This is a genomic window from Chryseobacterium angstadtii (genome assembly GCF_001045465.1).
Classification (GTDB): Bacteria; Bacteroidota; Bacteroidia; order Flavobacteriales; family Weeksellaceae; genus Chryseobacterium; species Chryseobacterium angstadtii.
In genome coordinates this window covers 92,042-112,836 of sequence record NZ_LFND01000009.1, presented here as the reverse complement: position 1 = coordinate 112,836, position 20,795 = coordinate 92,042, and the positions used below count along the sequence as shown (strand labels likewise).

Sequence of the window (20,795 nt, the reverse complement as noted above, 5' to 3'; positions counted from 1 at the left end):
TTCTGGATGCTTTACTTAAATGAAGAAGGTAATGAGCAATGGAGAAAGCACGTGAAAGGAGAATCCAGAAAACGAGAGGAAAGGCTTTCAGATATCAAATTAAACAGAGACGGTTCTATTATTCTAGCCGGAACCAGTGCCGAAGAACTAGGAAAAGAAAACTGGAAAATTGTGAAACTTGGAGATAGTCAGATTAATAAGCTGATTGAAAGGCAGGACATCAAAATTTATCCGAATCCGGTATCAGATTATGCGTATGTGGAAATTGGATATGATTTTAAAGAAGCAGATATTTTATTGTACGATATGGGTGGAAGACAGATTCAAAGCTTAAAGACCAAGAATAAAGTGACTAAGATGAATACTCAGAATTTAATTCAGGGGGCTTATCTGGTGACGATAAAGACGGATGCGGGGAAAATGGCGAATGGTAAATTGATTAAAAAGTAGTGCAAATGAAAATCAAAACAAAAATATTATTATTGATCTCTATTGTACTGACCATGATTAAGCTATCTGGTCAGGCAGACAGATCGAATGTATTTCCTCCAACACCAGAAATGGCTTCAATGGGGAAATTCATAGACCAACCTATGTCCCTAAGCAGAGGAATTCCCGAAACATCTATTCCTATATATAATTTGGCAGTAAGTAGCGAACTTTCATACCCTATAAGTTTGCAATATCAATCAGGAGGTATAAGAGTTAATGAAATAGCAGGTAAAACAGGACTAGGATGGAACTTAAACAATACAGGAGTAATTACCCGTACAGTAAAGGATAAACCTGATGACTTTCAGGGAAGTGGATATATGTATCATACCCAGGATTTTGATAATATCAAAACACTTTTTAGTAATTATGATTTGAATATGAAATATTTATCAGAAACCTATGATTTTGAACCTGATGAATATATTGTCAATGCAAACGGATTGAACTTTAAATTTTATTATAATAAACAAACTCAAAAATTTATTCAGGCTCCTTTAAGCAATATTAGATTAGAACCAAGTTATAATAGTGCTGGTAGTATTGTCTCATGGATAGTCACGGATATTAATGGGATTAAATATTATTTTGGAAATAACAACATGGTAGATGTATCTAATTTTACGAAGTTTATTACATTAGAAGACAGTGCTTCTGAGAATAGTAATATTATTGATAGTCATATTATTGCGTGGTACTTGGTGAAAATTGAAGATACAAAATCAAACACAATAAATTTTACATACAAAACGAAACCCACGTATCAAATGTATAATAAAAATTCAGAATCATATGTTAAAAACATAAGTACTGTTTCAACAGGTGTTCCAGTTATAGCTCAAAATGCTTATAAAAGTAGATCTTATACTTTTTCATCTATATCTGAAAAGGTGTTGGAAAAAATAGAAGCAGATAATATAGAAATTCTTTTCATTGATGATATCAACGAAAGAAAAGATTTTATTAATAGTAGAGCCCTTAAAGAAGTATTGGTAAAAAAATCGGACAAGCAAATTCAGAAAATAGTTTTTGATTACGACTATTTTGCGTCAAACAATAGCTATCAATATGATAGTTATTATTACCAACAAAATGATAATTATCGATTGAAACTCAAAGGATTATATTTATATGGGGCGGTTGGAGAAGCTGGAAATTATAAATTTGAATATAATACCATCAACCTGCCTAATAGATTCAGCTATGCTCAGGATGCTTGGGGATTCTTCAATGGAAAATCAAATAGTGAACTTATCCCTAAACTAAGTCTTTATCCGGTATTCAATATTGCATCTCAGATAGGTTCAGCGGATAGAAGTATTTCCAGCTCTCATGCTCAGGCTTGTATCTTGAATAAAATAATATATCCTACAGGAGGTTCAACAACTTTCGAATATGAGTCGAACAGAATAGGACGAGTAATAAATATCCAAGATTATCCCAATCACTTATTTTCTAGTACTGTGACCAAGAATTTCTGGCTTGAGGCTGAAAAAGAGTTTGGTCCTGTCAATGTAACGGTTATAGATAAACCTGAATATAGAGCAAGAATGTCTATTACTAATCCAAGTGGATTTATCAATTTTAATGTCAATGTAGAAGGATGTACAACACAGCTTAATAATAGCAGCTGTATGTATACTATAAAGATTATAGGGGTAGGCAACCCTACTTTTACAACGATAACACAATCTACACTGTCTATAAATCTTCCCACTGGAGAATATGATATTGTGGCAGTAAAGACCGGAAATGGGAACAGCCAGGTTTCAGGATTTACTATTACTGCCTATTGGGATGAAATGGAGGATATTGATAATACAAATCTAGAGATTGGGGGGCTTAGAGTAAAAAAAATAAATTTCAATGATAATAATAATGAATATTTATATTCCCGTACTTATGAGTACATGGAAAAGAACATAGATAATAAAATGGAATCCAGCGGTAAAATTCTGAATTATCCAATATTTATTGAAATGCCTTATTATATTTATTTACCTAAATCATTGAAAATTTCCAGCAATAGCATTTTTCCTCTGTCAAATCTGTCATCTTCGGCTGTAATTTATACTCATGTGGTAGAAAAAAGGACAGATAAGAATAGTTTGCATTTAGGTAATACAGAATATGGGTATACTTTTGATGAAAGGTTTGATATGCTTAGTAATTATACGAACACATTGAGAGATAAAACGGATTTTGTCTTGGGTTGGAGAAATGGTCTTCTTATTTATAAAAGGGATTATGATAAATTTGATAATAAAGTTCGTACATTGCTGAATAGCTATTCAAGTAAAAACAAAATTCGGATTGAAAATTTCGGAGCTGTTTTTGAGCCAAGAGAAATGACGGGTGCACTTAATCCTACAAATATAATAGAAAACCAGCTTTACCGCTATTTCTTTTACCCTTTTGTTACGGATGTCTTCAATATAGATAAATCTGAAACTATAGATTATTTGAATGGGAAAACTGTAAAAACAGAGACTGAATATTTTTATAACAACCCCAACCATTATCAGGTGACTTCCCAAAAAACAAATCAGCCTGATCAGTCCATCCAAGAAAGTACTTATCAATATGCTCATGAAAAAGGCAACCAGCTCATGATAGATAAGAATATGATAGGTATTCCGCTGGAAACTTCAACAACACAAACCAAAGGAAGTATTACAAAAATATTGTCAAAGACTGAAACGATTTATCCTAAAACGGTTGCAGAAATAACCAATAATAATTTTTCTTTGGTTCTTCCAAAATCTGCTCTTTCATACGATCTTCAGACAGGGGCATCCCCATCTATCGAAGTCACTTATGATAAATACGATTCCAAAGGCAATCTCCAGCAGTACACCGGAAAAAACGGAGTTTCCACCACCATTATCTGGGGCTATAATCAAACCCAGCCTATTGCCAAGATAGAAGGTGCTAAACTTTCAGACATTCCGCAGTCGTTGATTGATGCAGTAGTTACCGCATCTGTTAATGATGCCCAGCAGGGCACTGATGCTTCAGAGCAAAACCTGATTGATGCTTTAAACACTTTCAGAAACAATACCGCATTGTCTGCCTATCAAATCAGCACCTATACTTACGATCCGTTAATTGGTGTAAAAAGTATTACTCCACCTTCTGGTATCAGAGAAATTTATGTATACGATAATGCTAACCGATTGAAGGAAATCAAGCAATTGGATAAAGATGCTTCAGGAAGTCCCGTATACAAAATCCTTAAAGAATTCAAATACAATTACAAACAATAAAAACTCAAATTATGAAAAAAACACTATTCATTACGACTCTTTTTGCTGCTCAATTTACTTCAGCACAATTATATACTCCTTCCGGTGTTGTTAATCAGTCATCGGATCCTGCATCTGCAAATGTCGGAATAGGAACTTCCACCCCTAGAGAAAAACTGGATGTTTCCGGTAATATCCTGGTTGGTGGTGGTAGTTCCACCGAGGGAATTAATGCTCTTGCAATACGGTATGAAAATGGATCTTTAAGTAACTGGGGTTCTTTAAGGAGCTCGGCAGCCTCTTATATGAGTTTTGGAGTTAAGGCAGATTCTAATATGGCGAACAGCTGGCTGTCTTCCAATGGAACCCTGAATTTTTCTAAAGTGGCTATGACCATGAGTGATGAAGGGATTAGATTCCTAAGTTCACCAATACAGATGATCGCTCTGGATTCTCCGGTAACCATGACAGAAATCATGAAAATTACTCCGAATGGAAATGCTTTACTACAGGGAAAACTGGAAGCTAAAGAACTAAAAGTAACCCTTTCGCCAACAGCCGATTTCGTCTTTGAAGAAAACTACGATCTTCCCAAGCTGGAAGAAGTAGCTCAACATATTAAAGAGAAGAAACACCTACCCGAAATAGCTTCCGCCAAAGTCATGGAAAAAGAAGGGGTGAACGTGGGAGAGTTTCAGATTAAATTATTACAGAAGATTGAAGAACTGACCCTGTATGTCATTGAACAAAACAGACAGCTGAAAAATCAGCAGAAAAAAATTCAGAAACTCGAAACTGAGAATGCAGATTTAGGGAATGCCGTTTCAGAAATTAAGCAGCTGAAAGAACAGTTTTTAAAAATGAAATCCGGTACCACCCATTAATTTGAAATTATGTATAAAAAAATATATGTAAGCATAGGATTGCTGTGGGGAATTCATCACTACGGACAGGTGGTGCTGACTTCTCCTCCCGCTCCCAATACCGAGGTGGCAGATCCCCAAAGCATACGGATGCTTCCCGGATTTAAATTCAATTCTGTAAACGGGACCTTTCGGGCCTATATCGGAGGAACGACCAGCAATCCCGGGAATACCTATACTCCCATTACTGTTGATTATTCAGCCAATATTGCCAATACTGAAAACTACGTCTACACCAGACAATATCTGGTGCCTACCGAAGTATCAAACGGATCTCTGCAGCAAATACAGAGCGTTCAGTTCTTTGATGGCTTAGGAAGACCCAAACAGTCCGTGAGCATTAAATCTACCCCTACCGGGAAAGATCTCGTGACCCATATTCCGTATGATGGATTTGGCAGGCAGGTAGACAGCTGGCTTCCCGTGCCTATGTCATCCCAGAGCGGAAACATCCAGACCGGAGTCGAAGGAAGTACCAATGCCTATTATCAGGCCAATGGAATTAATGATTCTTACCCTTTTGCCCATAAAAATCTGGAAAATTCACCGCTCGACAGAATTCTGAGTCAGAAAAACCCCGGTACCGACTGGCAGAACAAACCCGTTGTTTTCGGGTATGATACCAATACAGCAGGTGAAGTAAAGAAATACACCACTGTCACCAATTGGGTAGATGGAGCTACTTCTTCCGAATTAACAATGTCCGGAACTTACGGAGATGCACAGTTGTATAAAAATACCGTTACCGATGAAGACAACGGTAAAACCATAGAGTTTAAAAATGGTAAAGGACAAACTCTGTTGGTTAGAAAAGTCATAAGCGCATCAGAAAATGCAGATACCTATTATGTGTATAATGAATACGATCAGCTGGCCTTTGTCATTCCTCCGCTCGCTTCAGCTTCAGCATCCGTTTCTGCTTCCGCTTTGCAACATCTTTGCTATCAATACAAGTATGATGGTAGAAACAGACTGGTAGAAAAGAAACTTCCCGGAAAAGGAAGAGAACAGATGGTCTACAACAAAAAAGATCAGATCGTCCTGTACCGTGATACCGCCCTGGAAAATGGAATATCCAACTTTACGGCAGATCAGTCATGGACTTTCACCAAATATGATCAGTTTGGAAGAGTCGTATATACCGGAATTTCAAGAGATGGAACTCCAAGACAGAATATCCAGACTTTTATTGATAACCAGGCAGCCAATGTCTCCTACGAAACCAGAGGCGGAAGTTTTACCCTGAACGGCATCAACACCGAATATGGAAACGTTTCTTATCCAACAAGCATTGATAAAATTCTTAGTGTAAGCTATTATGATACCTACCCTCAGGGTGCACCCGCAGCCTCCGCAATCATTTTAGGTCAGGAAGTATTGCCCCAGGTTGCCCAGACCTCCGGAGTAAGTACCAAAAGCCTTCCAACAGCCTCTTACGTAAGAAATATTGAGAATGACAGCTGGACGAAAGCCTATACCTACTATGATAAAAAAGGAAGAGCCCTATCTACCTATTCTGTGAATCATCTCGGAGGCTATACCAAAACCGAAAGCTTCCTGAAATTTTCAGGCGTACCGGAATATACCCTTACCGAACATCAAAGAGTGGCAGGCGGTACGAAAATAAACATTAAAGAAACATTTGATTATGATCATCAGGAAAGACTGGTAAGGCACTGGCATGAGGTAAACGGCGGAACTAAAGAGCTTCTTGCTGAAAACCTGTATAATGATTTAGGTCAGATACAGACCAAGAATGTAGGAAATACAGCCGGAAGTCCCCTACAGAGTGTTAAGTATGCCTACAACATCAGAGGATGGCTTACCAAATTGAATGATCCTTCCAGTCTGCAGAATAAATTCTTTGCTTACGAACTTAGGTACAATAAACCGGACAGCCAGTTCTCCGGTTCTGCAAGATACAATGGAAACATCTCCCAGATGTCGTGGATTACCCAAAACGATGCCGTACTGAGAAATTATTCCTATGAATATGATGCTCTCAACCGTCTTAAAGAAGGACGTTTCTGGGATGCCATGAATTTAGACCGCGGAGAATACCATGAGCAGCTTACCTATGATTTGAACGGAAATATCAAATCCCTGCTCAGAAGAGGAAAACAGCTTCCAGGCTATACCGCTCCCGAAGTCATGGATGATCTCGAATACCATTATGAAAATGGAGAACAGAGTAATAAGTTAGCCTACCTTAAAGAAGTAGGAACCGGTAATGCTTTAAGCGGTTATCCGCTTTCATCAGGAAGTACCGGAAGTACCATTAGTTATGATGTGAACGGGAATATGACCACCCAGCCGGATAAAGGTATTTCCTCCATTCAATATAATTATTTAAATTTACCGGGAAAGATTACCCAAAATGCTAAAGTAACGGATTACACGTACAGAGCAGATGGTGTAAAAGTAAAAAAGATCTTCGGTACAGATACCACCGATTATTTAGACGGTTTCCAGTATGAAAACAGCACCCTAAAGTTCTTACCCACCGCAGAAGGCTATTTTAATTTTGAAACTGGAAAATATGTATACAACTATGCCGATCATCTTGGAAATACCAGACTGAGCTACTTTAAAAACGGTTCAGGAGCAGAGATCATTGAAGAGAATAATTACTACCCGTTTGGATTGAAGCATGAGGGATATAATGTTTTGTTGGGAAATCCTGCGTATAAGTACAAGTACAATGGGAAGGAGCTTCAGGAGAGTGGCATGTATGATTATGGGGCGAGGTTTTATATGCCGGATTTGGGAAGATGGGGTGTGGTGGATCCGTTGGCGGAGAAATACCGCAGACATTCTGTATATAACTACGCTGTTAACAATCCTATCCGTTTTATTGATCCAGACGGAAGAGGTGTGGAAGAGACTTCAAGCGGAACTACTTATACAGGAGCAGATGCTCAGTCCGCTTTTAGATTATTACAAAACTCAATGAGCACAAAAGCTCTTAAAGATGATATAACAGTGGGAAAAAATGGAAGAGTTATAAATTACACCAGAAAACAAGGAGAAAATAGATTTTTTGATGAAGCTGGAAAACAGTTATTTTTTAACGATCCGAGAAAAGTAGATAAATCTGCTCAAAATAAAACTTATTATATGGGCGATCGGATTTATTATCCAATTAGCAGGAAGGAGGTTAGAGATGGTATAAATAGTGTTGGAAGCAATTACTCTATTATACGTTTGTTAACACAAGCAAGGGTAGGGAATACTCTTATATCTCCAAGTGCTCAAATTGCAGCTTATGGTTTGATCGGCTATGAATCTACCCAAGGGGAAGCAGATTTTTCTGCACATTATTTATCAAGAAAATTGGATGTTGGTAGTAATGTTAATCAAAATGATTCTTCCTACCATGTCAGATTTGAAGGTACAAATACTATTTACAGTTTAATGGATGCCGGCAATTTTATGTGGGGAGTATGGTCGAAATTTATTGGATTGTTTGATCATGAAGTTAGAGGTGGTGTCAATGCTTATGAGTATATTTATAATGGCCAAGCAGATACAGATGCAGATGAAAGGGCTTTGTTTAACGGGCGTAACTATTAAGTAATAAGTAGCTATGAGAAAAGTATTTCATTTTTTTACTCCCACGAGAACATTATTAATATTTATATTATTTATTATTAGTGTTGGTTGTATTTATCAGATAGATCCTTATAAGTATAAGAAAATAAGAGTTGGTTTAATTTTTTTATATTTTATACCAACTTTATTTATGTTTATGTTAGTGTTTATCTATAATCTGAAAAAAAGCATCAAAGAAAGTAATTTAAATAATAAAATAATTTCTATTATTCCATTGATATGTACTATTTTGTATTTTCTGTATATTTTCTTTATGGTACTATTTTCTGTAATATTTCATTGATGTTCAAATAGATTCATGTGTAAAATCTGTAATTTTCAGCTGATAAAATAACCTCTCGCTGCCGAATCCTGATTTATAGAGAATACCTCATTCATGCCATCAATAAAAATAAGCCACTGTTTTTGCAGTGGTTTTATTATTTTAGCAAAAAGATCTTCGGTACAGCTACCCTCCCGCTGCCGCACGAATCCTTTCGTGTGGCATTTTTATTAATAATGTTATCATATGTATATCTTTACGTAAAATATATATTCATGAGAAGAAATTCACGCTTGGTGTATCTGTCTAGTCATATACATTTAGTTTTTAGAATGTATGATTTGTAGTTTTTTACCACGCGAAAGGATTCGTGCGGGAACGTGGGGCAAGAGGTTATACAACTTTTGGTATTGGTACTAATCCAATTGGCTTAGGCTTATCATATCAATACGGAGCAACGAAACTTTTTGGAACCACACCTGTTAAAAATTAATGTTAAAATGTTAAAAAATAATAAAATATTATTCTTCATCTCTTTAGTCGGATTCATAATTTTGTTTATCTATTTTAGTTCAAAAAGCAATAATATGTCTGATCTTTTCAAATCGGGGAAAGAATCGTTTATAAATGAATTTTCTCCTATTGAAATGAGAAAAAATAAATATTTAGGCGAAGTTGCAGATACCACAAATCATATGAATGCTTATATGAATTTTGGTGAAATTTGCCTGCCTATGCTTGACCAATGGAAAAATAAAATTCAAATAGGGGATCATGTTTCTAAAGAAAAAAACAGTCTAACACTTTTTATTGAAGGTCAGAATAAAAAATATTATTTGTATTTTGATAGTAAGAATTTTGATGGCGCCCCTCCGCCCTGTAAATGTAAAAAATTAAGTAAAAATAATTAAGTGTTAATAATATAGAATTCGTCTCAACTTTAGCCTGGGACATTCGCACTATCAATAAAAATAAGCCACTGTTTTTTGCAGTGGTTTTATTATTTTAGCCAAAAAGATCTTCGGTACAGATACCACCGATTATTTAGACTGTTTCCAGTATGAAAACAGCACATTGAAGTTCTTACCCACCGCAGAAGGCTATTTTAACTTTGAAACCGGAAAATATGTATACAACTACACCGATCATCTTGGAAATACCAGACTGAGCTACTTTAAAAACGGTTCAGGAGCTGAGATCATTGAAGAAAATAATTACTATCCGTTTGGATTAAAGCATGAAGGATATAATGTTTTGTTGGGGAATCCTGCATATAAGTATAAATACAATGGGAAGGAGCTGCAGGAGAGTGGGATGTTAAATTTAATAAATATGATAAAAAGTATAAGTTTAATTTTATTACCTTTTTTATTTTCGTGCCAAAATATTAGTAATGAAGATATATATGGAAAATATTCACCCATATCATACAAGAATACATATGATACTCTAACAATTAGCAAGGATGGGTTTTATAACAGGGTAATTTACAATATAAAAGGGAAGAAATTGTTGAATTACAATTCTAAATATAAATTAGATGGTTCTTCAATAAAGTTTTCTGATTTTTATTTGAATTTAGATAAAGATTTAATTGCTTTTCCCGAAGATGTTAATGATATCGATATGACTTACACAACTTTTTTTGAAAAAAAGAATAAAAATATTGTACTTTGTTTTGGATATCACGAAGGGGAAAATTGTTATCAAAAGATTCTAGAATAAATAATAAAACCCCCACGCTACCGCACGAATCCTTTCGTGTGGTAGTTTTATTAATAATGCTATCACATTGTATATCTTTAAATAAAATATATATTTATGAGAAGAAATTCATGCTTGGCATATCTATCTAGTCATGTATATTTATTTTTTAGAATGTATGAACCACGCGAAAGGATTCGTGCGGTAGCGTGGGGGTTTTATTATTTTAGCCAAAAAGATCTTCGGTTACGCCAATAATGATTTATAAAATGTACTTTTAATTTTTCTATTAAAGAATGCTCCAAAAAAATAACTTAACCAATCTTTATTCAAAAAATCAGATACTTATTATAGTCTTAATAATAGCAGGTTTATTTTATGCTTTCTATTTGTATTTTGAATATAAAGAAACTGTTGAAACCGGAGTTGTCGTAGAAAAAATTGTGATCAGGCAAAACTGTCATGCTTATAAATTATCTTCTTCGGTCACAGTTAAGGATAAAGGAAAATTATATTGGATAAAGCTTGCTCATAATACATGTACAGAATACCCTGAAGGAAGCAGAATCAAAGTCGAATATAACAAAAAAAGGGATTTATTTTTATATATTGTTAAAACTCCTAATCACAAGGGGAGAATATACCTTTTAATGATTTTTTTACTTATTTCCGTTATGCCATGGTCCTGCTGGATTCCAAAAGAAAAGAAATTTTCCTCTAAAAAATAAAACCCCTCGCTGCCGCACAAACCTTTCCTACGGCATTTCTATTAATAATTTTATACCTTTAAATTATAGCATTTTTTAAACTCACTACAAAAAAAGCATCCATAAAAAGACAAAATCCATGATAAAAACAATCTCCTGCATCTTTACCATTACCCTCCTTTTTATCACATTTTCCTGCACAAGCTACATAAAAACCATCCACACCGAACCGGTACCAGAGTCCGAAAATATAACCAAGAAACTGATCCTTCAGAACGAAACACTCGATGTCAATTTCTATGCAGATTATATCTTTGATAAGGTAGATAAAAACTTTATATTTTTTACCAACAAAGATATCAGCCATATTCTTAGGAATCTTAAAATAAAACCATCATCGCAGGTTCTTTTTACCTATACCAGATCCAGTATTTTTAATAATATGCTGGGATTCTACTATGAAGGGAAATCTTTAGCAGAAATAAAGGATAATTTCTCCGTCAAAACTCCTGAAAAAGAAATGCAGAACGGTCTTGTATACGCCTATGAATACAATGGCTATTCTATTATGGAATGCTACAGACAGCAGGAAAAAGGAGTGATTCGCTTTATTTCTATAAATAATTCCGCAAAACAGCCCGTTGATAAATTCAGACTGGAGAATAGCAAATTATTTTTTGAACTCAATCCCAGACTTTGGATTCTGAATTAATATTGTATATCTAATATCGGGGAAATATTGATCTTTTAATACTATGATAGACATTTTGTTTGTTATATTTGTTAGGCATTCACAACACAAAATTGCATAACCATGAAAAAGCTCCTTTTTATCATTCTCGGTATTCTGATTATTTTAGTTGCTGTACTTTTAATTAAAATGTATACTTACCCATTTAAAAAGAATACGGCAGGAAATTCTGAAGGATGGAAACCCGTAAAAAACGACTCAGCAGTGATGCGTCTGTCGGGCGGGATCAAAATCCCTACGGTTTCTGTAGGAAGCCTCGGAGAATTCAATTATGCTCCGTTTGATCAGTTTAAAGAATACCTCAAAGCCTCTTATCCGCTCGTCTATCAGAACACGGAAAACAATGAAGTGAATACCCATGCATTGGTTTTCCGGCTTAAAGGAAGCGATTCTTCACTGGAGCCCATTCTTTTCCTTTCCCATATAGATGTAGTGACTCCCGGAGATGCCGATGTGAAAAATAATGACCTGAATGTTTTCAGACCTGATGATAAACCCCTGCCTCCGGTTTCCAAAGTAGCAGAAGACTGGGACTTTGAACCCTTCTCTGGAGCTGTTGCAAACGGAAGAATTTACGGAAGAGGAGCCATTGACATGAAAGGAATGCTTTTCTCCCTTATGGAATCCATGAATACCATCATTAAAAGTAAAAAGCTTCCTAAACGCGATATTTATCTGGCTTTCGGTTTCGATGAGGAAGTAGGTGGGCAAAAAGGAGCTGTCCAGATTGCAGATTATTTCAGAAAAAAAGGATTGCACTTTGATGCGGTATACGATGAAGGCGGATTGATCATGGAAAAAGGAAATGTGGCCGGAATAGACTCCGATGTAGCCGTTGTAGGTTGTGCCGAAAAAGGTTTTCTTTCAGCAAAAATAAAAGTCAAAGGACTTGGAGGACATTCCTCGATGCCTCCTATGGAAAGTGCCATCGGAAAAGCAGCAGTCATTATGCAGCGTCTCGAAGACCATCAGATGAAACCTACGATAACCCCGCTGATCAAAGAATTTTTCGATAACATCGGAGGAGCGATGCCGTTTTCGAACAGACTTGCTATTGCCAACCAATGGCTTTTAAAACCCCTTCTGCTGTCTAAGCTTACCAAAAATAATACAACCAACGCATTGGTACGGACAACAACCGCCCTTACCATGATGAAAGGAAGCGACGGAGCCAACGTACTTTCTCCCGAAGTGGAATTTGTCGTTAATTTCAGACTTCTTCCTGGGAATACAGTCAAAGAAGTTCGTGCCCATATTGCAAAAGCCACAGAAGGTTTCGATGTAGAAGTTGAAGATATCGACAATACAAGAGAAGCTTCTGCAGTCTCTCCAACCAATACAAAAGCCTACAAACTGATAGAAGCAGGTGTGAAGGAAATCAATCCGGGAGCCATTGTTTCACCCTACCTTACGATGGCCGCTACAGACGCTTACAAATACCAGATCGTAAGCAAAAACATCTACAGATTCATGCCGATTAAAATCAACAGCTCGGAACAACAAAGCATCCACAGCACCAATGAATACATCAGCATCGAAAACTACATGAAAATGATCCACTACTTTGAATATATGATGACGAATTATGATAAATAGGTACGGGTTTGAGAGTCGGAGAGTTTTAGAGTACGAGAGCTGGTGGCTGAGGCTCTCGAAGCCACCATTCGTGAAATTTTAAAAATAAATAATTGCTGGTTTCGTCATCAGAGAGTTATTAGTTGCGGGGATGCGGGGTACGGGTTTCGAGTTTTGAACGAGCAACCGTCAACCAGCAACTTCCATACCCTCAAACCCTCAAACCCCCAGACTCTCAAACTCCCCAACCCTCCAACCCGTATCCCGTATCCCGAAACACATCTAAAACAAAAACAAAAAAAATAACACGTCAAGTTTTGACGCATTACAGCTATAGCTTTGTCATATCAAAATTACAGAGTTATGGAATTGCCGTTTTACTTAACATTGAAAGAGTTTGAAAGCCATTATTACGATACCCTTGAAAAATGGTTTGAAGAATACCACAACGCCAGCGAAATTGATTTTCTAAAGGCTCTTGCAGATCTTTACAGCCCTTATCTGTACTACAGTTTTGCCGATGACAGGCTGATGGCGGATGCTTCTTTAGAAATTAAAGACTGCTTTTTCCCTTATCATGAAAAAATCGGATTGTCTTTCTGTACAAGCTGTGAAAATGGCAAAGATCCCAAAACAGTTAAAGGCATGAACCACATATTTGAATGGAAAACCATTACGATGATGGAATACGCCCAGCATATTCTGGATAAAATCAACAGGCATCTTTTAAAAAATGCAGGTTCTCCGGATCGTAACAAAACAATTCTGGATTATATCAACGACTTTGAAATCATCACTTCAAGACAAGGTACCGGATACTGCGTTAACTATACCAAACATCAGGCTGTCGTTCCGTTTTTGAAAGCTTACTTGCCTCATTACGGGCAGACTGTGAATATTTCGGCATACAGAGACTTTATCTTTTCAGTAGCACAGATTGCAGAATATATTGATATAAAGCTGAAATCCGTACAGGCTTTTGAACACACTGTTTATGCTAAATTAAAATCGGAAGCCAAATTCAGAGTACAGATGAGTCATCAGTTTCTCACCATCTGCAATTAAAACTTTGCACCAACATTCATATCTAAATTATATTAACGGAATACCGTGACGGGTCTTCCAGACAAATCCTGGCAGAAACGCCGGGATTTTGTTTAATTTCACCCACTATCTATTCTTCACTCATCACTCATCATTTATCATTTATCATTCATTATTTTTCATTACTCATTACTAGAGTGGTAAATTCCAAATCAGGTCCGCCGCCAGATAATGAACACCGCCTTTCCTTATACTCTTACTGCCTCTGATCAGATCATCCACATATCCGATATCCACTGTAAAAGGGGAGTGAGGGATACTGAACATATAATAAGCAGCAATACGCACCTCCTTATAGCCAAAAGGAGTCCATTTCTGTTCCGAATCATGTAGATAGCTTGTTGAAAATAAGCTTTCAGCACTTAAAGCCAGCTTATGATTGTTTTTCGGAGATACATTATAAGTGAGTTGACTTTTTATTCTCGTTCTCAACTGAAAATTTTCTTCCGTCTGATGGAAATCGGAATCAAAAAACTTCCGGAATTCCTGACGGATTGTATTTTTCAGTTTCCACCTTTTCCCAAGCGCAAAAGTATAGGCATATCTTCCATAAACCCTAACTTCTTGCTCTATAGCTTCTTTTTCATAAGGGGCGGAACTTTCATATTTGGGTTGCCGGCGGTAACTGACCGCATAGCTATACTGCTGATTAGGAGCAAAAGAATGGTACATCTCGTGATTTAATACGATAATGGCTTGTTTCGATACTAAATTATAATCATCAGGGCTGCTTTTACGCCCCAAAGCAATATAGCTTAATGTCTGTTTCTTTCCTAAAGAATCCAGCTTTCTTTTAACTCCAAAGGCCAGCCAGGAAGCGGTATTGGCCTCTCCCAGACCGGGTGGGCTGATCTGTGCGTATAATGAACTGTATAAACCCAATAAAGATATTCCGATAACCATTTTTCCTGTCCCGTGCATCCTGTAAAATCTTTTGAATGGTATCCTGAGTATATGTTTAACAATAAGATTAAATTGAACCCTAAGTGATACTGGAAAACGATAATTGATCCTAACGAATGCAGCTCCTTTCTTCATGAAATAATTGTGTAAATGATTTTAATACTGTTGATAAACAGGACAAATTAAATACTTGATTTAGGAATATTTTAGGAACAGAAAGTACTAGGCGCAAAATTTGTGGATTCAACAAAAATTAATAACTCCCGCAGATGATACAGATAGACCTGATTAATAAAAGTAAAAATCTGTATCATCTCCGTAATCCGCGTGAAATTTTTTTTAGAATAAAAATAGATCCAATCTTCATCAAAATCAATGAAATTGATTCCACGTTTGCTTCCCTTTTATAGATAGTATAGTAATTTTATTTGCGTTAAAAAAAATTATCTGTTCCACAAATTTTACAAATAATCAGTTTTTACGAAAAACAAAAAAGCCTTAAACAATTAAGTTTAAGACTTTTACATTCTGCAGAGAGGAAGGGATTCGAACCCTCGATACAGTTACCCGTATACTACCTTTCCAGGGTAGCTCCTTCAACCACTCGGACACCTCTCTATTTGAGATTGCAAAAATAGGGTAATTTCTGGAATCTGCAAATTATTATTGAAAAATTAGTCAGTTATTTCTCCACAAAGGCTTTTGGCGAAGTTATCAGCGAATGTTCCGGGGTAATTCGGATTGTCTATCAAGTGCATCGCTTTGGTGATAGCACTTTCAGCTGTGATATCCTTTCCGCTGATAGCGCCTATCCTTGAAAAGATATTACTGTTTTCATACTTCCCGAAAGAGATACCCCCTGAAATACACTGACTTACCACCACGATTTCAGTTCCGTTGTTTCTTATGGCCTGAAGCGTTTCCTGCGTTTTTTCACTGCTGAAAATCGTTCCTGAACCGAAAACCTGAAGGATTAGCACCTTCATTTTAGGGATTTCCTTAAAATGGCTCAGATGCATTCCCGGAAAAATTCTCCAGAACAGAACATCTTCAGAAATATGTTCGTCCACATGGAACTCTACTTCAGGATCGCAGCGGTATAGATTGTCTTTAACGATATTTAAATGCACTCCAGACTGTCCCAGAATAGGGAAGTTAGGACTTGCATAAGCATCGAAATACTCGGCAGAATATTTTAAAGTTCTGTTGCCTCTTAAAAGTTTATATTCAAAATAAACTGCGACTTCCTGAATTACCGCTTCATCATTTTCATAAAGGCTGGCATAATAAAGGCTCGTCAGAAGATTTTCTTTGGCATCGGTTCTCAGATCTCCGATCGGAAGCTGTGAACCCGTCATGATAACCGGTTTTTTCAGCCCTTTTAGCATGAAGCTTAAAGCAGAAGCCGTATAAGACATAGTATCGGTTCCGTGAAGAACCAGAAAGCCGTCATACAGCTCGTAATTTTTGAGAATATAGTTGGCAATCACTTTCCATTCTTCAGGTCCCATGTCCGAAGAATCCAGAGGTTTTGCGAAAGGATGTACGAATACTTCACATTCCATGAGTTTCATCTCGGGCATCTTTTCGAAAATATTTCCGAAATCAAATGCACGGAGACTTCCGGTTTCATAATCTTTTTCCATACCGATGGTTCCTCCGGTATAAATGAGCAGGACTTTTCGCTTCATGAATCACTTTTTAGTAAGAAATTGAGCCTCGTTCAGGTTCATAGCCCAAAATTACGTTAATTTGCAAAGATTTGAAAATGAATGGAAGATTTAGCGCAAACTTTTGAATATTTAAAACAGTTTTTAACAGACGAAAGACTCTCAAAAATAGAACACTTTTCTCAGGAAAGTTCCGATTTTGTACTTCCGGTGATGGATGATGTCTATCAGTTCAGAAATGCGGCAGCCATTATAAGATCGGTGGAAGCATCTGCTTTTCATAAAGTGGTTGCGATGGAGGAGGAGAATGTATTCGATCCCAATCTTACCGTCACAAAAGGAGCAGAAACATGGGTAGAAGTAGAGAAAATGCCTAAAAATGTAGCTTCACTGCAGAATATTAAAAACAGAGGGTATAAAATTTTGGCAGTTTCGCTGGAAAAAAATGCAGTGATGCTTCCGGATTACAAGATTACAGAACCGATTGCTCTTGTATTCGGAACCGAAAAAGAAGGAGTATCCGAGGAAGTGCTCAATTTTGCGGATGAAACGCTGGCCATCCCAATGTACGGCCTTACCAGAAGTTATAATGTCTCTGTGGCAGCGGGAATCTGTATGTATGAACTCAAACAGAAACTTCTGAAATCAGATATCGATTATAAGCTGAGTGAAGAAAAGCAAATGAAAATGAAGATCAGATGGGCCGTCAATTCAATGAGAAGCGGCCACCAGATTTTTGAAAAATATTTGAGAGATCATAACCTTACAATATGAACAGAACAGGAGTCTTTATCTTAATAGTTTTAAGCAGCTGCAGCAAAAAAGAGGCAGCTGAAACAAAAAGCATTGAGAATAAAGATACTGTGGTACAAAACATAGAAATACAGGCACAGAAGGAAGAAGATACAGCATCACTTCCTTTTTCCCAATCTCTCAAAGAAAATGGATATTTGTATACGCTTAAAGGACTCGAAAGTCCTAACGGAGCAATCAATTTTAAATCCATCAACATATTTTATAAAAACAAACTTCATCAGAAAATTATTGTCGATACGGTGTCTGTTCTGAACGAAAGGGAAGTAGTTTTTAGTGCTGATAAAGATGCCAATTTCGATGGGTATAAAGATGTAGAACTCATTAACTGGGCTGGAAATTATTCTTACTCATCAAGCTTTTGGCTTTACAATCAAAAAACAGGAAAATACGATCATTACAAACCCCTGGATACGATTCAGAATATTAAGATTGACGCCGGGAGAAGAGAAATTACTTCAAATTATCACATTGGTCCGGCTAATACCTACAGCAAAACTTATCAATGGAAAAATGGAAAACTTTTGATGATGAGTGCACATATTGTTGAAGAAGGTGAGGAAATCCAGATATACAGAAAGAATGGGAAAATCATTGTAGAATAATGTGTTTTCTCCCCATTTCCTAACTTCTAATCCCTAATCCCTAATCCCTAATCCCTAATCCCTAATCCCTAATCCCTAGCCTCTCATCATCTTAAAATAATTCCAGGCCGCCACAAACACTCCGGCCGTTTCAGTTCTCAGTCTTTGGTTTCCTAATGAAACAGCTTTTACATTACTATCGGATAGAAACTGAATTTCCTTTTCAGAAAAATCTCCTTCGGGACCAATTAAAAAAGTGATCTGTTCCAAAGAGGGAATATGATTAAGCTCAATCCTTTCCAGATTTTCATGGCAGTGGGCCACAAAAGTATGTTCAGTATCAATGCCTTTTAAGAAATCTGTAAGTTTTATGGCATCATGAATAACAGGGAAATGAAACCTTAAACTCTGCTTGGAAGCGGCAATAGCCTGTTTTCGAATCTTATCAATATTAATGTTTTTACGTTCCGTTTTCTCAGTAATGATAATACTGATTTCCGAAATTCCCATTTCCACTGCTTTTTCCACAAAAAACTCAATGCGGTCAATATTTTTTGTCGGAGCAATGGCAATATGAAGTTGAGGGCTAAAATCCGGAGTATCTGTTTTAATTTCCGAAACATCGAGGCTGGCTTTTTTTCCTTCAATCACTAATTTTCCGGAAGCAATATTTCCCTTTCCGTCTGTTACGTGAATATCTTCACCTTCTTTCATCCGGAGAACTTTCACAATGTGCTGCTGCTCTTCGTCGTTGATTATTGCTTTTCCGTTATGGATTTCGCCAAAAAAAAGTTTCATATATTGATATTTTGAATGCGCCTGAATGGTATTAAAAGATAGGAAGCTGGAGGATGGAAGCTGGAAGTTACTACTGCACGGGAAACATTTAAAAATTCCTTTTAATGGATTGAAGCTGTTTTAAAAATATGAATAAAAACGCCTATATTCTATCTCTTGGACTTCAATAACTTCCCTCTTCGAGCTTCTGACTTCCTTACATCATCCTAAACTCACGTTGATGATTAAAAGAAAATTTCATTATCGCTTAAAAATGCTACACCCGTTTTTATTGTGGTATAAATATCACCTTCACAGTCTCTATAGGAACATGCATAAATTTCTTCAAGCCATTTATTGTTCATAAAGATTAAATTTAAGTATTCGTTTTTTCTTAAATTATTTTTGATGGATAAATAATCTCCTTCTTTGGGCTCGTAAGTAAAACTAAATACATTTTCTGAATTGATTTTCTCTATGATCTCTTCCTTTATATTTTGAACATATCCAATTTCTGAACATATCATTAAAAAATCTTCATCTTCAGATCCTTCTGTCACTTCATTTTTTCCTATAACAGTTTCTAAAACCCAATAATATTTTGAATTTTTTTTAGACTGCGTTCCAAGTACTTTTTCTTCTAAAAGTATTTTCATAAATCATATTTTGCTGTTGCAGAAGTCCTCAGATCCGTAAATTCTCCGCGTTCATATTTCAGTTGGGCAACCATGGCAATCATCGCTGCGTTGTCTGTGGTATACTCAAATTTGGGGATGTAGATATTCCAGCCTAGTTTTTCGTGGTTATCCTGCATTACTTTTCTCAAGGCAGAATTGGCGGAAACTCCACCGGCGATGGCCACTTCTTTTATATTGAGTTCTTTGGCTGCTTTTTCAAGCTTATTCATCAGAATTTCAATGATTGTTCTTTGAACGGAAGCGCAGAGATCGTTGAGATTTTCTTTGATGAAATCCGGATTTTTTTTGACTTCTTTCTGGATAAAATAGAGAACGGATGTTTTGATACCGCTGAATGAATAATCATAATTCTCCATTTTTGGTTTGTTGAACGTAAAAGCATCAGGATTTCCTTCCTTGGCCAGTCGGTCTATGATAGGTCCTGCCGGGTAATCAAGATCGAAAATTTTTCCGATTTTGTCGAAAGCTTCACCTGCGGCATCATCAATTGTTTTTCCGATAATTTCCATATCAAAATAATCCTTTACCAATACAATCATGGTATGGCCTCCGCTTACCGTAAGACACAGAAAAGGGAATTGAGGCGGCATAGGATTTGCATCTTCAATAAAATGGGCTAAAATGTGGGCCTGGAGGTGGTTTACTTCTATTAACGGAACATTTAAGCTCATTGCCAAGGATTTAGCAAATGATGTTCCTACAAGAAGTGACCCTAAAAGTCCGGGGCCGCGTGTAAATCCTATAGCTGAAATAGCATTTTGTTGTATATTTGCTTTAGTAAAAGATTTTTCAACAACGGGGATTATATTTTGCTGATGTGCTCGTGATGCGAGTTCCGGAACTACACCTCCATATTCCTTATGGATGGCTTGGTTCGCAGCAATGTTCGACAGAATACAGTTCCCCTTGATGATAGCTGCTGAGGTGTCGTCGCAGGACGATTCAATACCTAAAATTATAGAGTCGCTCATAATA

16 protein-coding genes, 1 tRNA gene and 1 pseudogene are annotated in these 20,795 nt (G+C 36.5%); 12 read left to right on the top strand and 6 right to left on the bottom strand.

Translation table 11 applies throughout. From position 1 onward, the window contains the following. The 10 genes and pseudogenes from ACM46_RS22650 to ACM46_RS22595 all read left to right on the top strand — a co-directional run. Positions 1–450: T9SS type A sorting domain-containing protein (locus tag ACM46_RS22650; protein ID WP_131707650.1), on the top strand; the 450-nt coding region annotated here is incomplete at its 5' end. A gap of 5 nt (positions 451–455) precedes the next feature. Further along, a complete protein-coding gene (locus tag ACM46_RS22645) occupies positions 456–3,758 on the top strand; it encodes a hypothetical protein (protein ID WP_048508942.1) in 3,303 nt (1,100 codons plus the stop codon). A gap of 11 nt (positions 3,759–3,769) precedes the next feature. Beyond that, a complete protein-coding gene (locus ACM46_RS23770) occupies positions 3,770–4,621 on the top strand; it encodes a hypothetical protein (protein ID WP_053082738.1) in 852 nt (283 codons plus the stop codon). A gap of 9 nt (positions 4,622–4,630) precedes the next feature. Next, complete coding sequence (locus ACM46_RS22635) at positions 4,631–8,233, top strand: DUF6443 domain-containing protein (protein ID WP_053082737.1); 3,603 nt, start codon at positions 4,631–4,633, stop codon at positions 8,231–8,233. Positions 8,234–9,121: 888 nt separating this feature from the next. Next, a complete protein-coding gene (locus ACM46_RS22625) occupies positions 9,122–9,445 on the top strand; it encodes a hypothetical protein (protein ID WP_048508940.1) in 324 nt (107 codons plus the stop codon). 100 nt (positions 9,446–9,545) lie between these two features. Beyond that, a pseudogene (locus ACM46_RS23905) lies at positions 9,546–9,851 on the top strand (hypothetical protein); the annotation flags it as partial. Between the two features lie 683 nt (positions 9,852–10,534). Then, positions 10,535–10,966: a hypothetical protein gene (locus tag ACM46_RS22615; RefSeq protein WP_048508938.1), complete on the top strand. Its 432-nt coding sequence runs from the start codon at positions 10,535–10,537 to the stop codon at positions 10,964–10,966. A gap of 118 nt (positions 10,967–11,084) precedes the next feature. Continuing rightward, entirely contained in the window at positions 11,085–11,657 is a 573-nt protein-coding gene (locus ACM46_RS23220; protein ID WP_131707649.1) for a hypothetical protein, read from the top strand. A 102-nt stretch (positions 11,658–11,759) separates the two neighbouring features. Next, positions 11,760–13,292 (top strand): M20/M25/M40 family metallo-hydrolase, encoded by a 1,533-nt coding sequence (locus tag ACM46_RS22600; RefSeq protein WP_048508935.1) that lies wholly within the window; start codon positions 11,760–11,762, stop codon positions 13,290–13,292. A gap of 342 nt (positions 13,293–13,634) precedes the next feature. After that, a complete protein-coding gene (locus ACM46_RS22595) occupies positions 13,635–14,336 on the top strand; it encodes a hypothetical protein (protein ID WP_048508934.1) in 702 nt (233 codons plus the stop codon). A gap of 171 nt (positions 14,337–14,507) precedes the next feature. On the opposite strand, the gene ACM46_RS22590 is transcribed toward ACM46_RS22595, so the two are convergent. From ACM46_RS22590 to ACM46_RS22580, 3 genes are all read right to left on the bottom strand, one after another. Continuing rightward, positions 14,508–15,296, bottom strand: a complete 789-nt coding sequence (locus ACM46_RS22590; RefSeq protein ID WP_048508933.1) for a DUF2490 domain-containing protein — start codon at positions 15,294–15,296, stop codon at positions 14,508–14,510. 513 nt (positions 15,297–15,809) lie between these two features. After that, positions 15,810–15,896 (bottom strand) — tRNA-Ser (locus ACM46_RS22585). 56 nt (positions 15,897–15,952) lie between these two features. Further along, positions 15,953–16,969 carry an asparaginase gene (locus ACM46_RS22580; protein WP_048508932.1) on the bottom strand — a complete coding sequence of 339 codons (1,017 nt, stop codon included), beginning with the start codon at positions 16,967–16,969 and terminating at the stop codon, positions 15,953–15,955. Positions 16,970–17,050: 81 nt separating this feature from the next. On the opposite strand from ACM46_RS22580, the gene ACM46_RS22575 reads away from it, so the two are divergent. Further along, positions 17,051–17,722: a TrmH family RNA methyltransferase gene (locus tag ACM46_RS22575; RefSeq protein ID WP_048508931.1), complete on the top strand. Its 672-nt coding sequence runs from the start codon at positions 17,051–17,053 to the stop codon at positions 17,720–17,722. After that, positions 17,719–18,366, top strand: coding sequence for an XAC2610-related protein (locus ACM46_RS22570; protein ID WP_048508930.1), 648 nt, complete (start codon positions 17,719–17,721; stop codon positions 18,364–18,366). Before ACM46_RS22575 ends, ACM46_RS22570 begins: the two co-directional genes overlap by 4 nt. Positions 18,367–18,441: 75 nt before the next feature. On the opposite strand, the gene ACM46_RS22565 is transcribed toward ACM46_RS22570, so the two are convergent. The 3 genes from ACM46_RS22565 to tsaD all read right to left on the bottom strand — a co-directional run bounded on the left by ACM46_RS22565 (position 18,442) and on the right by tsaD (position 20,791). Continuing rightward, complete coding sequence (locus ACM46_RS22565) at positions 18,442–19,143, bottom strand: RsmE family RNA methyltransferase (RefSeq protein WP_048508929.1); 702 nt, start codon at positions 19,141–19,143, stop codon at positions 18,442–18,444. Positions 19,144–19,367: 224 nt separating this feature from the next. Continuing rightward, positions 19,368–19,778 (bottom strand): hypothetical protein, encoded by a 411-nt coding sequence (locus ACM46_RS22560; RefSeq protein WP_048508928.1) that lies wholly within the window; start codon positions 19,776–19,778, stop codon positions 19,368–19,370. Then, positions 19,775–20,791 carry a tRNA (adenosine(37)-N6)-threonylcarbamoyltransferase complex transferase subunit TsaD gene (gene tsaD / locus ACM46_RS22555; RefSeq protein ID WP_048508927.1) on the bottom strand — a complete coding sequence of 339 codons (1,017 nt, stop codon included), beginning with the start codon at positions 20,789–20,791 and terminating at the stop codon, positions 19,775–19,777. Before tsaD ends, ACM46_RS22560 begins: the two co-directional genes overlap by 4 nt. Positions 20,792–20,795: the final 4 nt, after the last annotated feature.